Here is a 13,927-nt window from a genome sequence, read left to right as displayed (position 1 = left end):
GTATGTCCTGGTTCATTCTGCTGCTGGCCGGCCTGTTTGAAGTCGGCTGGGCTGTCGGCCTGAAGTACACCGACGGTTTTACCCGCCCCCTGCCTACCCTGCTCACCGTTGCGGCGATCATCGCCAGCCTGGCACTGCTCGGCCTGGCCATGAAGGAACTGCCACTGGGCACCGCCTATGCGATCTGGACCGGCGTCGGTGCCATCGGTACGGTGATCGCCGGCATCATTCTGTTTGGCGAGGCCCTGAGCCTGCTGCGCATCGCCAGCGTGGCGCTGATTATCTGCGGGCTGGTCGGACTCAAGCTGAGTCACTAGCGTGCCGTCTCGCAATAATCCATTTTCAAGCAACGGCGACTGACCAATGTAGGCTGCGCCGTGCGCACCGCTGGCAAGCGGGTGCGCTGGTGCGCGCGGCCTAGGCGGCCCCACGCTCCCTACGAGCCGGCGTCATCGAACGAGTGCAATAACAAGCCCCTCCTACGGATTGAGGCTTCGGCTCCTTGCTTTAGCGCCGCTCCCCGCGCAGCGCCTCCACCCGGGCCTGCAACAGCTCACGCTTGACCGCCTCGGCCGCCACCGGGGTACCGGCCACCAAGGCGATGCGCGACCACAGGCGCTTGAACAGGCCCTTGCCCGGCGCACGACTGAAGAAACTGCCCCACAGGCCCTGCAGGGCCATGGGAATCACCGGCACCGGGTTTTCCGCGATGATCCGCTCGATGCCGTTCTTGAACTCGTTGAGCTCACCATCGCCGGTCAGCTTGCCTTCCGGGAAGATGCACACCACCTCGCCGTTACGCAGGTATTCGGCGATTTTCTTGAACGCCGCGTCGTAGATCAGCAGGTCTTCGTTGCGCCCGGCAATCGGCACCGTGCCGGCGGTGCGGAAGATAAAGTTGAGCACCGGCAGGTTGTAGATCTTGTAGTACATGACAAAGCGCACCGGCCGGCGCACCGCCCCGCCGATCAGCAGCGCATCGACAAAGGACACGTGGTTGCACACCAGCACCGCCGCACCCTCGTCGGGAATCGCCTCTAGCCCCTTGTGCTCGACCCGATACATCGAGTGGCTGAGCAGCCAGATCAGAAAACGCATGCTGAATTCGGGGACGATCTTGAAGATGTAGCTGTTGACCGCGATGTTCATCAGCGAGATGACCAGAAACAGCTGCGGAATCGACAGCTCGGCCACGGTCAGAAACAGGATCGAGACAATCGCAGACATCACCATAAACAGGGCGTTGAGGATGTTGTTGGCTGCGATCACCCGCGCCCGCTCATGCTCCACGGTGCGCGACTGGATCAGCGCGTACAGTGGCACGATATAGAAACCGCCGAACAGACCGATGCCCAGGATCGAACCGAGAATCCACCAGGCCTGGCCGTAGCTCAGCACCGCCTGCCAGTCGTGGGCCAGTTCGGCCTGGGGGAAGCCGCCGGAATGCCACCACAGCAGCATGCCGAACAGGGTCAGGCCGATGGAGCCGAATGGCACCAGGCCAATTTCCACCTTGTGCCCGCTCATGCGCTCGCAGAGCATCGAACCCAGGCCGATGCCCAGTGAGAACACCGTGAGAATCAGGGTCACCACGCTCTCGTCGCCGTACAGCCATTCCTTGGCATAGGCCGGAATCTGCGTCAGATACACCGCACCGAGAAACCAGAACCAGGAATTGCCGATCAGCGAGCGCGACACCGCCGGGCGCTGGCCCAGACCGAGCTTCATGATCAGCCAGGACTGACGCAGGATATTCCAGTCCAGCCGGAGCTCGGGCATCGCCGCATGGGCGCTGGGAATGGCGCGGCTGGCCAGATAGCCGAGCACCGCCACGATCACCACCGACGCCGCGACGATGCTGGCGTAACCCGAACTGGCCATGATGACGCCAGCGCCTATGGTGCCGGCGAGAATGGCCAGGAAGGTGCCCATTTCCACCAGAGCATTGCCGCCGACCAGTTCTTCCTCGCGTAGATGCTGGGGCAGGATCGAGTACTTAACCGGGCCGAACAGCGCCGACTGGGTACCCATGGCGAACAGCACCGCCAGCATCAGCGGCAGGCTGCCCAGCAGCACCCCGGTCGCGCCCAGCAGCATGATGACGATCTCGGCCAGCTTGATCCTGCGGATCAGCGCGTCCTTGGGAAACTTCTCGCCGAACTGGCCGCCCAGGGCGGAAAACAGGAAAAACGGCAGAATAAACAGCAGCGCACAAAGATTGACCAACAGACTCTTGTCGGCATCGGCGCTGATCTTGAAGAGAATCGCCAGAATCAGCGACTGCTTGAAGATATTGTCGTTGAAAGCACCCAGCAGCTGGGTGAGGAAAAATGGCAGGAAGCGCTTCTTACCCAGCAACGCGAATTGGGATTGTTCGGTCATCGTCCGTGTACCTGTATGCAGTGGCCAAGCGGGTCGTCCAGCATTTGACTGCAAGAGCCCCCCGTAAAGCCACAACAAAGCCGTCTTTTTACTGCAAAGCCGGCGGCATATCGCAGTTAAAGCGGCAACTGACCGAACCACCAGCGCAGCAGGAAGAACACCAGCAAGCCGCCACCGATGGTGGCCAGCAGGTGTCGACTGAGCGCGGCGATGGCGATACACGCCAACCCTGCCAGCAGGTAGGCATTGTCCAGACTCAGGTCCCACTGCTGGCCATCGGGCAGCAACATGCCCGGCACCACGATGGCCGTGAGCACCGCGGTGGGCACATAGTGCAGGCCCTGGCGCACCAGGGGCGGAAAGCGCAGATCGGGAAAGGCAAACAGGCTGTAGCGGATCACAAAGGTGATAAGCGCCATGCCGAGAATCAGCAGCCAGGTGCTCATCGCACGCCCTCCTCGACCGTCGCAGGCGACTCGCGCCGTTCCAGCGCCACACCGATGGCGATCCCGCTCAAGGCCGCGGCCATCAGCCCCAGCTTGTACGGCCAGGCATGACAGAGCAGCGCCACCGCCGCGGCCACCAGGGCGGCGGCGATCTGCGGCTGATTGCGCAGCGCCGGCACGACGATGCCGATAAAGGTCGCCAGCATGGCGAAATCCAGACCCCAACCCGCCAGGTTGGGCACGCTGTGGCCGAACAGCGCCCCCACCAGCGAGCTGGATATCCAGGACAGGTACAGCGCCAGAGCAACCCCGGCGTGGTACCACTGGCCATGCTCGGTCATACCGCGGGACAGGTAGCGGCGCTGCACCACAGCAAAGGTTTCGTCGGTCAGGCCGAAGGCCAGGGGCACCCGCCAACCTTGCGACAGCTGCCCGACATAGGGCTGCAGGGCCGCGCTGTAGAGTACGTGGCGCAGATTGACGACCAGTGTGGTGAGCAGGATCACCACCATGCCGCTGCCCAGGCTCAGCAGGCTGATGGCGATAAACTGCGCCGAACCGGCATACACCAGCAGCGACATGCCCAGCGCCTGCCACAGACTCAGACCCGCCAGGCTGGCCAGTGCACCGTAGATCAGTCCGAAAGGCAGGATGCCGACTATCATCGGGACCGAGTCCCGGCAGCCATATAAAAAGTTACGCGAACGGCTCATGGCAAATCCTCCAGACCGCCAAGCCTGCCCGATGCCGCGTGCCCCGTCTTGAACAATCTTGCGCAATACCCCGCGGCACTCGCAGCAAACCCTATGCCGTCACGCTGCAGCCCCGGCGGTATTCGCCGGGAGCGACCCCATAGGCCTGCTTGAACTGCCGGCTCAGGTGGCTCTGGTCGGCGTAGCCCAGCTGCAGGGCCACGTTCAGGGGTGTGCAGCCGCTTTTCAGCAGGCCCCGCGCCTGCTCCAGACGCCGCTGCTTGAGCCAGGCATGGGGCGGCAGGCCGGTGGCGCGACGAAATACCCGGGCGAAATGGAAAGGCGACAGATTGACCGCCTGGGCCAGAGCCTCCAGGGAAGGCGGCGTGGCGAGCTGGCTGGCGAGCAAGTCCTTGGCCCGGGCCACGGCCAGGGGTTCGCGGCCCGGCGCGAGGCCTGTCGGTATGCGCCCATGACGTTGAAACAGCAGCGCAATCGCCTCGCGCCAAGCGGTCTGCTGCTGCAGCGCTGAGGCATTGCTGCCCAGCAAGCGGTGCAGCTCGGCGAACAGCCGGTGCAGCTGCGGGTCATGCAGAACGCTGCTGGCGAACGACGGTGCACCCTGCTGACTCAATTCCAGCTCAGCCAAGACGCCACCGACCTGGGTGTTGTCGGGGTAGAAGGCACGGTACTGCCAGCCCTGCTCATGGGCCTTGGAGCAGGAATGCAGTTCGTCCGGATTGATCAATATCATGCTGCCGGTCGGGGCCAGATGCTCGCTGCCACGGTGCTGGAAGCGGTGGGCCCCCTGCTCGATGACGGCGAAGACGAAGCCTTCGTGCACATGGGGAGAAAACCGCTGCTCAATATAATGGGCATGCAGCAATTCCACGCCGTCCAACTCGCGCGATTGCCAGAAGCGTGTCTGCTCGATGCCCGCCTGCCCCATCATTCAACCGCTGAAGCGCGCCTCCAGCTGCTGCTTGAGCGCCGGCCAGTCATGGTCGGTGATGCTGTACAGCACGCTGTCGTCCAGACGCCCGTCGGCCAGGCGACGGTGATTGCGCAGCTGCCCTTCGCGCACGGCCCCGAGCTTTTCGATGGCGCGTTGCGAGCGCAGGTTGCTGGCCGCCGTTTTCAGTTGCACGCGCACCAGCCCCCAGTGCTCGAAGGCATGCTTGAGCATCAGGTATTTCACCGTGGTATTCAGGCCGGTGCCGTGCTGGCCGCGGTCGAGCCAGGTCCAGCCGATCTCGGCGGCGGGCAGCGTGCTCATGAAATCGCCGAAGCGGGTGGTGCCCACCAGCTGTTCGCCCAGGCGAATGACAAAGGGCAAGGCCTTGCCTTCGCGCTGTTCGAGCAGGCCCTGACGATACCAGTCGAGACGCAGGGTGCCGTTCATATGGATCAGCTCCTGGCGATTGGCTTCGGCCAGGCTGATCAGGGCGGGGATATCGGCATCGACCATGGGTTCGATGCGCAACGCGCCACGTTGCAGGGTGATCAATTGCGGCTTGAACATAGGGTCCCTCCTCGGACAGAGTCGCAGGCCCGCCACGCTAACAGGGCTGACCGGCGTGCACAATCCACAACAGTTTTATCCAAAGTCCCTACTCCAAGCATTTGCGACCTTGGTCGCGCCTGACGGCATGGCGGTTTGCTGCGACACTGTGGACATTCGCAGGCAGTATCGCCTGCTCAGCAGTGGCTCGCCCTGCTAAGACCCGCCACGCCTCATTTAGTTTGCCAGTGGAGTAAGCATGACCCTGTCCAGCGGGCTCATCGCCGCGGTTGCGCTGATTTACATGGCCGTCCTCTTCGCCATCGCCTTCTATGGCGACCGCCGCGCCACGCCCATGCCGCCCAAGGTGCGCGCCTGGGTCTACTCGCTGTCCCTGGCGGTGTACTGCACCAGCTGGACCTTCTTCGGCGCGGTCGGCCAGGCCGCCGAGCAGCTCTGGTCGTTTCTGCCGATCTATCTCGGCCCGATCATCATCCTGGTGTTCGCGCCCTGGGTGCTGCAGAAGATGGTGATGATCAGCAAGCAGGAAAACATCACCTCGATTGCCGACTTTATCGCCGCCCGCTACGGCAAGTCCCAGTCCCTGGCGGTGGTGGTGGCGCTGATCTGCCTGGTCGGCGTGTTGCCCTATATCGCCCTGCAGCTCAAGGGCATCGTGCTCGGGGTCAACCTGCTGATCGGCGCAGGCGCAGGGGCCACCGGCACCAGCGCCCAGGACACCGCCCTGATCGTCTCCCTGGTGCTGGCACTGTTCACAATATTGTTCGGCACGCGCAACCTCGATGTCACCGAGCACCACCGCGGCATGGTTCTGGCGATTGCCTTCGAGTCCCTGGTCAAGCTGCTGGCCTTCCTCGCCGTCGGCGCGTTCGTCACCTTCGGCCTGTACAACGGTTTCGCCGACCTGTTCAGCCAGGCTCAGCTCAGCCCGGCGCTGGATGATTTCTGGGCGGAAACGGTGAACTGGCCGGCGATGATGATGCAGACCGGCCTGGCGATGATCGCCATCATCTGCCTGCCGCGACAGTTCCACGTCACCGTGGTGGAGAATATCGAACCCAAGGACCTGCGCCTGGCGCGCTGGGTATTCCCCGCCTACCTGGTGCTGGCGGCGCTGTTCGTGGTGCCCATCGCCCTGGCCGGGCAGATGCTGCTGCCGGCGGGAGTCACCCCGGATTCCTTCGTGATCAGCCTGCCCCTGGCCGAAGCCCATCCGGCCCTGGCCCTGCTGGCCTTTATCGGCGGCGCATCGGCGGCCACCGGCATGGTCATCGTCGCCTCGGTGGCGCTCTCGACCATGATCTCCAACGACATGCTGCTGCCCTGGCTGTTGCGCCGGAAAAACACCGAGCGGCCCTACGAGGCCTTCCGCCACTGGATGCTCAGCGCCCGCCGGGTGAGCATCGTGGCGATCCTGCTGCTGGCCTATGTGTGCTATCGCCTGCTCGGCTCCAACGCCAGCCTGGCGACCATCGGCCAGGTGTCCTTCGCCGCCATCGGCCAATTGGCCCCGGCCATGTTCGGTGCACTGGTGTGGAAGCAGGCCAACCGTCAGGGCGTGTTTGCCGGGCTGATCTTCGGCGCGCTGATCTGGTTCTACACCCTGGTGCTGCCGCTGGTGGCCCGCGGCCTGGGCTGGCCCCTGGAGAATTTCCCCGGTTTGCAGGGCCTGCTGTACGCCCCCCTGGGATTTCAGGTCGACGCCCTGACCCGCGGCGTGGTGCTGTCGCTGGCGGGCAATTTCCTGCTGTTTGCCTGGGTCTCGTATTTTTCCCGCACCCGGGTCGCCGAGCACTGGCAGGCCGGGCGCTTTATCGGCCACGACCTGGGCACCAAACCGAGCAACCGCAGCATGCTGGCGGTGCAGGTCGGCGACCTGCTGACGCTGGCCAACCGTTTCGTCGGCGAAGACCGTGCACGCCAGAGCTTTATGCGTTTCGCCTTCCGCCAGGGCAAGGCCTTCGACCCCAACCAGGCCGCCAACAGTGACTGGATCGCCCACACCGAGCGCCTGCTCGCCGGCGTGCTGGGAGCCTCCAGCACCCGGGCGGTGGTCAAGGCCGCCATCGAAGGCCGCGAGATGCAGGTCGAGGATGTGGTGCGCATCGTCGACGAAGCCTCGGAAGTGCTGCAGTTCAACCGCGCCCTGCTGCAAGGGGCGATCGAGAACATCACCCAGGGCATCAGCGTGGTCGACCAGTCGCTGCGCCTGGTGGCCTGGAACCACCGCTATATCGAGCTATTCAACTACCCCGAAGGCCAGGTCTACGTCGGCCGGCCGGTGGCCGAGCTGATCCGCTTCAACGCCGAACGCGGCCTGCTCGGCCCTGGCGACATCGAGGAACACGTCAACAAGCGCCTGTACTGGATGCGCCAGGGTACCGCACACACCTCCGAACGCCTGTTCCCCAACGGCCGGGTGATCGAGCTGATCGGCAACCCCATGCCCGGCGGCGGTTTCGTCATGAGTTTTACCGACATCACCGAGTTCCGCGAGGCCGAACGCGCCCTCAAGGAAGCCAACGAAGGCCTGGAACAGCGGGTCGCCGCCCGCACCCATGAGCTGTCACAACTGAATCAGGCGCTGACCGAGGCCAAGGGTGTGGCCGAGGCCGCCAACCAGTCGAAAACCCGCTTTCTCGCCGCCGTCAGCCACGACCTGATGCAGCCCCTGAATGCCGCCCGGCTGTTCTCCGCCGCCCTCTCCCACCAGGAGGAGGCCCTGCCGCGCGAGGCCCGGGAACTGGTACGCCATCTGGACAGCTCGCTGCGTTCGGCGGAAGACCTGATCAGCGATCTGCTGGATATCTCGCGCCTGGAAAACGGCCGCATCACCCCGGATCGCAACGCCTTCGTGCTGAATAACCTGTTCGATATCCTGGGGGCCGAGTTCAAGGTGCTGGCGGTCGAACAGGGCGTGGATTTCCGCCTGCGCGGCAGCCGCCTGCGGGTCGACAGCGACATCAAGCTGCTGCGCCGGGTGCTGCAGAATTTCCTCACCAACGCCTTCCGTTACGCCAAGGGCCGCGTACTCCTCGGCGTGCGCCGCCAGGGCCAGCACCTGCGCCTGGAAGTCTGGGACCGCGGGCCGGGCATACCGGAAGACAAGCGCAAGGTGATATTCGAGGAGTTCAAACGCCTGGACAGCCACCAGACCCGCGCCGAGAAGGGCCTGGGCCTGGGCCTGGCGATTGCCGACGGCTTCTGCCGGGTGCTCGAACACAAACTCGAAGTGCGCTCCTGGCCGGGCAAGGGCAGCGTGTTCAGCGTTACCGTCCCCGTGGCCCTGAGCCCTGTGCCCAAGGCATTGGTGCCGGCGCAGGAAATCAACGGCCAGGCCCTGAGCGGAGCCCAGGTGCTGTGCATCGACAACGAGGACAGCATCCTCACCGGCATGCACAGCCTGCTGTCGCGCTGGGGCTGTCAGGTATGGACGGCGCGCAACCGCCTGGAGTGCGAACACCTGCTCAGCGAGGATGTGCGCCCGCAACTGGCCCTGGTGGATTACCACCTGGACGAAGGCGAAACCGGCACCGAGCTGATGGCCTGGCTGCGCACCCGTCTGGGCGAACCGGTGCCCGGCGTGGTGATCAGTGCCGACGGCCGCCCCGAGCTGATCGCCCAGGTGCACGCCGCCGGCCTCGACTTCCTGGCCAAGCCGGTCAAGCCGGCCGCCCTGCGCGCCCTGCTCAGCCGCCATCTGACCTTGCGCTAGGTCGCATGGGCAACCGGATGCCTGGTGCGCGCGACGCACCCTATGGGCGACAACCCGACACCGTGGGCGGGGTTTTAGCCGCGACTGCCAGTGGCCGCGACACTTCGCCCCTGACCTGGCGCAATGCGCCGCGAGCGCCCACTGGCTAGACTGCCAACAACCCGCCCCGCCCAAGGATGTGCCATGCCCGAAGCCCTCGACACCCTGCTGAATTTTGCCAGCGCCCTGGCCGCCGGCCTGCTGATCGGCACCGAGCGCGGCTGGCAGGGACGCAATATCGAGGACAGTCGCCTGGTCGCCGGCATTCGCACCTTTGCCCTGAGCAGTCTGCTCGGGGCCTTTGCCATGCTGCTCAGTGAAGAGTTCGGGGGCGTGACCTGGGCGGTGATCTTTATCGGTTTTGCCGCTCTGGTGGTGGCCTCCTACTTCGGCGAGTTGCGCCGCACCGGGGATATGGGCCTGACCAGCGAGGTGGCGCTGCTGATCACCTTCCTGCTCGGCAGCCTGGCCATGGCCGGCCATGCCCCGCTGGCCGCCGCCGGGGCCGTGGCGGTGGCTCTGCTGCTGAGTCTCAAGCGCGTGCTCCACGGAGCCCTGCTGCGGCTTAGCGAAGACGAGCTGTCGGGCACCCTCAAGCTGCTGTTTATCTCCCTGGTGCTGCTGCCGGCCCTGCCCAATCAGGGCTACGGTCCCTGGCAGGCCTTCAACCCCTACATCATCTGGTGGATGGTGGTGCTGATCGCCGCCATCGGCTTCGCCGCCTATGTGGCGATTCGCCTGGTCGGCACCCGCCATGGTCTGCTGATCACTGCCCTGCTCGGCGGCATCGTCTCCTCCACCGCCATGACCGTCACCCTGGCCCGTCTGGGCCGGGGCAGCAACCTGCAAGCCATCCTCGCCTGCGGCCTACTGGCCACCTCGGCACTGATGTTTCCCCGGGTCTTGCTGGAGGCCGGCCTGGTCAATCGCGCGCTGCTGCCGGCGCTGTTCTGGCCATTGAGCGCGGCCACCCTGATCTACGCCGGGGGTGCCCTGCTGTATTACCGCCGCACCGGTAGCGAGAGCGGAGAAAGCCCCGACGCGCCGCTGAAAAACCCCTTCGAACTGGGCCCCGCGCTGCGCTTCGCCGCGTTGCTGGCGTTGATCCTGCTGCTGATCGAAGCGGCGCAGCGCGGGCTGGGAGATGCCGGCGTGTACCTGGTGGCGCTGGTCTCCGGGCTGGCCGATGTGGATGCCATCACCCTGTCCCTGGCGCGCAGTTCGCACACCGAGCTGGACAACCAGGTGGCCGTACGGGGGATCCTCCTCGCGGCCCTGAGCAACAGCCTGGTCAAGGCCTGTCTGGTGGCCCTGATCGGCGGCCGCCAACTGGCTCTGCTGACCCTGCCGGTGATGGCCGCCGGGCTGCTGGCCGGGGCCCTGGTACTACTGCTGAGCTGAGGAGGGTTGTAGAAAACCCTGCAGCAACTGGTGCACCCGCTCGCTCAGCTCGCGATTGGCCGCCTCGGGCAGGCCCCGGGCCAGTTCGGCATTGACCACCTGCTCCACCAGCGGGCGCAGTTGCAGCAACTGCAGATTCAGGCGCTCCAGCTCCTCGGCATGGGGCAGCTCACGCTGCAGCAGCGGGTTGACCAGCTGCTTGGCGATCATCTGCACGATGCCGGTCGCCACCTGCTGCACATGGCCACGGATTGTCGTCAGCTCGTCGAGCAGGGCCGGCAGGGGAATGCCCGCGCGGTACAACTCGACCCCGGCGGCGAACAGCCTGGGGCTGGGCACCCGCAGGTGGTCGCCGGCAAATTCCAGCAGGCCCAGGGCCTGGGCCTGCTCTATCAGCCGATCATCCAGCTGATCGCCGAACAGCGCCTGCAATTCGCCGAACTGCAGGACACCGGCCTGCTCCGGCCCCTCGGCACCGCGAATGGCCTGTTCCAGGCCCAGCACATGGGCCAGATCACGGCCCTGGGCCCAGGCTTCGAACAGCTCGCGGATGCTGGCGATGCTGTAGCCGCGCTCGAGCAACTGGCCGACCAGCTGCAGCCGCGCCAGGTGCTCGCCACTGTAAATGCCCAACCGCCCGCGGCGCTCGGGGGGCGGTAGCAGGCCCTGATCCTGGTAGGCGCGCACATTGCGCACCGTGGTCTGCGCCGCTCGGGCCAGTTCATCGACCCGGTACTCGGCGGCAACGGCACTCGCCAGGGGCGCGGCGCTGCCCAACAGGCGCTGGAGAAAAGCGGAGGTTGTATTCATGGTCGCGATCATAGCCGCCTCCCGGCAATGGCAACAACCGCCCCAACCAAGGGCTGGACTTTACCTGCCAGGGCCCCGGCCAGACTCCGTCGAAATGGCGCAGAAGGCCGTTCCAGAGCCCGTCGAACCGCTCCGGTAACAGGGTAACAAGCCCCGCGGCATCGCGTCCGGATGGCTAGCCAGAAGCATCTGCCAGGCACAACAATGACCGTGACATCAAACGATGTAACAGTCAGCCGTGACAGTCTGGAGAAACAAGATGCCTGCCAGCCCCACCCCGCTCAGCGAGCACGATCTCGAACAGTTCCGCAGCGTACAGCGCCTGGCCTACCAGTGCGCGCAATGCATCGCCGGCGAACTCAAGCCCGGCACCAGCGAGAAGCAGACCGCCGCCCTGATGAAGACCTGGCTGCAGGATCACGGCGTGCGCGACTGGTTCCATCAGCCATTCGCCTGGTTCGGCCCGCGCACCGCATTCAAGGGTTTCGACGGCCTGCGTCACCTGGGCGGTTTCAACCTGGCCTTCTACCCGGGCAAGACCGTGCTGGAGGAAGGCATGCCCTATATCCTCGATTGCGCGCCGACCCTGGGGGCCTACACCGCCGATATCGGCTACTCCGGGGCCCTGGGTCAGAACCTGCTGCTCGATCGCCTGATGGACGACCTGATGGCGCACCGTCAGCTGATCGTCGAGCTGGTCAAACAGCGCCGGCCCCTGGCCGAAGTCAGCCAGGCGGTGGACCGCCTGTGCGCCGAGCAAGGCACCCTGCCGCGGCACAAGGCCTACCCCTTCGAGGTGCTGGCCCATCGCGTGGAAAAGCTCGGCGCGCGCGACAGCGGCCTGTCCATCGCCCGCTTCGGCCTGCGCAATATCCTTACCCTGAGCCGCAACTCCCTGCTCACCGGCCGCCGCGAAGGCTGGTCGCCGCTGTGGTCGAGCAATAGCCGCTCCGACCATGCACCCACGCCAGGCCTGTGGGCGGTGGAGCCGCACCTGGGCTGGCGCGGCGTGGGGGCCAAGTTCGAGGAACTGCTGGTGGTCACAGAAAGTGACGCCTATTGGCTCGACGACGACCTGCCCCACGTGCGGCGCTGGCAGCAGCGCGGCCTCGGCAGCGCGCAGGTGGCAGCATGAACGCGCCATTGCTGCTGCACAGCGGCCTGCAGGCGCAGCGCCTGCGGGTGCAGGGCGACGGCGTCGAGCTGGCGGTATACCGCTGGGGGCAGACCACGGGGCCGACCCTGCTGCTGGTCCACGGTTACCCGGACAACCATGAGATCTGGCTGCCGCTGGTGCGCGAGCTGGCCGCCGATTACCAGATCGTCGCCTACGACGTGCGCGGCTTCGGTGCCTCGCAGATTCCACGCAAGCGCCTGGACTATCACCTGGAGAAGCTGGCGAACGACCTGGAGGCGGTGATCGAGGCCGTGAGCCCCGACCAGCCGGTACATCTGGTGGCCCATGACTGGGGCTCGATCCAGGCCTGGGAAGCGGTGACCGAACCGCGCCTCCAACCGCTGCTGGCCTCCTACACCAGTATTTCCGGGCCCTGCCTGGACCATGTCGGCCACTGGATGCGCGACAAGCTCAAGCAGAAAAGCCCGCGCGCCTGGGCCCAGGTCGCCGGGCAGCTACTGAGTTCCTGGTATGTCGCCCTGTTCCACCTCCCGCTGCTGCCCGAGCTGACCTGGCGTCTGGGCCTGGACCGTGCCTGGCCGCAACTGCTGCGCAAGGTCGAAGGCCTGCGCAACGTGCCCGTCAGCAGCAGCCAGCGCGCCGATGGCGTACACGGGGTCAAGCTGTACCGCGCCAACTTTATCCGCAGCCTGTTCAGGCCACGCCAGCGCCATACCCAGGTGCCGGTGCAGCTGATCGTGCCGACCCGCGACCGCTTCGTGCGCCCGCAACTGTTCGAGCAGTTGGCGCTGTGGGCCCCAAAACTGTGGCGACGCGAGGTCAATGCCGGGCATTGGCAACTGCTGGCCGAACCGCAACAACTGGCCGCCTGGCTGCGCGAATTTACTCAGCACCTGGCTGGTGCCCAGGCCAGCCGCGCCCTGCAGCAGGCCAGGGTCAGGGCCCACGCCGGCCCCTTCGCCGGCAAGCTGGTGCTGGTCACCGGTGCCGGCTCCGGCATCGGCCGCGCCACCCTGCTCGAGTTCGCCGCCCAGGGGGCCAGCGTGCTGGCCGCCGATATCAACCTGGCCGCCGCCGAACGCAGCGCCGAACTGGCCCGGGCCCTGGGCAGCGAAGCCTTCGTCTATCAGCTGGACGTGGGCGACAGCACGGCCATGGCCGCCTTTGCCGACTGGGTCGCCGCCGAGTTCGGCAGCCCGGATATCGTCATCAACAACGCCGGCATCGGCATGGCCGGCAGCATGCTCGACACCAGCAACGCCGACTGGGAGCGCCTGCTGCGCATCAATCTGTGGAGCGTGATCGACGGCAGCCGCCTGTTCGCCCAGCAGATGATCAAGGCCGGTAAACGCGGGCATATCGTCAACACCGCCTCGGCGGCGGCCTTCGTGCCCTCGCGCAACTACCCAGCCTACGCCACCAGCAAGGCGGCGGTGCTGATGCTCAGCGAATGCCTGCGCGCGGAAATGGCCAGCCACGGCATCGGCGTCACCGCCCTCTGCCCAGGGCTGGTCAACACCGGGATCATCCAGGCCACCCGTTTCAATGGCCTGAGCAGCGAGGCCGAAGCCAAGCAACAGGCCAAGACCCAGCGCCTCTATAGCCGCCGCAACCTCAGCGCCGAAACCGTCGCGGCAAAACTGATCCGCGGCGTGCAACGCAATCAGGCGGTGGTCGCCGTCGGGGCCGAGGCGCACCTGAGCATCGCCCAATGGCGCTTCGCCCCCTGGCTGTCGCGCCTGCTGGCACGCCTGAACCTGGCCGCTTGATAAGGAAGATAAA

11 protein-coding genes are annotated in these 13,927 nt (G+C 65.7%); 5 read left to right on the top strand and 6 right to left on the bottom strand.

Annotated features, from left to right (window positions below):
* The first annotated feature begins 2 nt into the window (after positions 1 to 2).
* A complete protein-coding gene (gene sugE, locus AACY13_RS20780) occupies positions 3 to 317 on the top strand; it encodes a quaternary ammonium compound efflux SMR transporter SugE (RefSeq protein WP_339463481.1) in 315 nt (104 codons plus the stop codon).
* Between the two features lie 190 nt (positions 318 to 507).
* Here sugE and AACY13_RS20775 read toward each other — a convergent pair whose 3' ends face one another.
* From AACY13_RS20775 to AACY13_RS20755, 5 genes are all read right to left on the bottom strand, one after another.
* On the bottom strand, positions 508 to 2,382 hold the full coding sequence (locus AACY13_RS20775) for an MFS transporter (RefSeq protein WP_339463480.1): 1,875 nt from the start codon (positions 2,380 to 2,382) through the stop codon (positions 508 to 510).
* Between the two features lie 116 nt (positions 2,383 to 2,498).
* Positions 2,499 to 2,828: an AzlD domain-containing protein gene (locus AACY13_RS20770; protein WP_339463479.1), complete on the bottom strand. Its 330-nt coding sequence runs from the start codon at positions 2,826 to 2,828 to the stop codon at positions 2,499 to 2,501.
* Positions 2,825 to 3,541, bottom strand: a complete 717-nt coding sequence (locus AACY13_RS20765; RefSeq protein ID WP_339463478.1) for an AzlC family ABC transporter permease — start codon at positions 3,539 to 3,541, stop codon at positions 2,825 to 2,827. Before AACY13_RS20765 ends, AACY13_RS20770 begins: the two co-directional genes overlap by 4 nt.
* Before the next feature lie 91 nt (positions 3,542 to 3,632).
* Positions 3,633 to 4,472 (bottom strand): AraC family ligand binding domain-containing protein, encoded by an 840-nt coding sequence (locus AACY13_RS20760; protein ID WP_445262600.1) that lies wholly within the window; start codon positions 4,470 to 4,472, stop codon positions 3,633 to 3,635.
* A complete protein-coding gene (locus AACY13_RS20755; RefSeq protein ID WP_339463477.1) occupies positions 4,473 to 5,042 on the bottom strand; it encodes a GNAT family N-acetyltransferase in 570 nt (189 codons plus the stop codon).
* A 238-nt stretch (positions 5,043 to 5,280) separates the two neighbouring features.
* On the opposite strand from AACY13_RS20755, the gene AACY13_RS20750 reads away from it, so the two are divergent.
* Entirely contained in the window at positions 5,281 to 8,757 is a 3,477-nt protein-coding gene (locus tag AACY13_RS20750) for a hybrid sensor histidine kinase/response regulator (protein ID WP_339463476.1), read from the top strand.
* Positions 8,758 to 8,940: 183 nt separating this feature from the next.
* Positions 8,941 to 10,197, top strand: a complete 1,257-nt coding sequence (locus tag AACY13_RS20745; protein ID WP_339463475.1) for an MgtC/SapB family protein — start codon at positions 8,941 to 8,943, stop codon at positions 10,195 to 10,197.
* On the opposite strand, the gene AACY13_RS20740 is transcribed toward AACY13_RS20745, so the two are convergent.
* Positions 10,183 to 11,007, bottom strand: coding sequence for a MerR family transcriptional regulator (locus AACY13_RS20740; protein WP_339463474.1), 825 nt, complete (start codon positions 11,005 to 11,007; stop codon positions 10,183 to 10,185). The two genes, AACY13_RS20745 and AACY13_RS20740, sit on opposite strands and share 15 nt — an antisense overlap.
* Positions 11,008 to 11,266: 259 nt before the next feature.
* Between AACY13_RS20740 and AACY13_RS20735 the strand changes: the two genes are divergently transcribed.
* Both AACY13_RS20735 and AACY13_RS20730 read left to right on the top strand, forming a co-directional pair.
* Positions 11,267 to 12,142, top strand: coding sequence for a M24 family metallopeptidase (locus AACY13_RS20735; protein WP_339463473.1), 876 nt, complete (start codon positions 11,267 to 11,269; stop codon positions 12,140 to 12,142).
* The gene (locus tag AACY13_RS20730) at positions 12,139 to 13,914 is read left to right on the top strand and encodes an SDR family oxidoreductase (protein WP_339463472.1); all 1,776 of its coding nucleotides are present in this window, start codon (positions 12,139 to 12,141) and stop codon (positions 13,912 to 13,914) included. Before AACY13_RS20735 ends, AACY13_RS20730 begins: the two co-directional genes overlap by 4 nt.
* The last annotated feature ends 13 nt before the right edge of the window (positions 13,915 to 13,927 follow it).

It is taken from the genome of Pseudomonas sp. EA_105y_Pfl2_R69 (genome assembly GCF_963970915.1).
Classification (GTDB): Bacteria; Pseudomonadota; Gammaproteobacteria; order Pseudomonadales; family Pseudomonadaceae; genus Aquipseudomonas.
This window is presented reverse-complemented; position numbering and strand designations above follow the sequence as displayed.